Here is a 710-nt window from a genome sequence, read left to right on the forward strand (position 1 = left end):
CTGTCTTTTGCAAGTAGTCGCGGCGAGGCAGGGTTAGACCTAGAAGGCTTGCAGCGCTACCGGAGTCTCGTAGTCTTTTCTTGGACATCATTCGACGACCAAACTGAACTCGCAAAGGTTTTGAAGACGCTCGCTGAGACCTTAGATGATGCGCAATTAACGGATGATTCTGGCTCTGACAGTGATAGTGAGGGTGATAGCCATAGTGATGGTGATAGCGGGTGTGACTCGCGCAAACTTCGTTTAGATATTGTTTTTGCCGAAGGGCGATGGTGGCTTGCTCGTCACGCGTCACTTCAGAATACGGTCGAAAAATGGATCAAGACGCGCCTTGATCGTCGAGCGGTCACTATCTCGGGAATGTCGGACCAGATGACACACTATGTTCAGCGTCTGTTTGAGTTTGATGGCAATGATCTAACAGCTAAGGGCAAAGAAGGTAAGAATCCACAAAGAGAAGCGTTTGACCATCAGGCGCTAGCTGCGGCGCATGCCTTGCTTTCAGATTTAGTCTTGGTAAGTGGTGGACCGGGAACAGGTAAAACGACGACCGCGGCCAAACTGATGATCCTGCGACTATTGCAGGAGCAGATTACACAACCAGACAATCAGCCATTACGGGCTGTTTGCCTTGCCCCGACAGGAAAAGCCGCTCAGCGCCTAGCCACCTCTCTTCGAGCTCAAAGTCTGTCCTTGATCGATCGCTTGTC

The 710-nt window shown here is 51.0% G+C and carries 1 protein-coding gene; it reads left to right on the plus strand.

Annotated elements, in window-relative coordinates:
- On the plus strand, positions 1 to 710 hold a 710-nt coding region (locus A3750_RS26415), incomplete at both ends, for an AAA family ATPase (RefSeq protein WP_197475170.1).

The organism is Oleiphilus sp. HI0079, assembly GCF_001635105.1.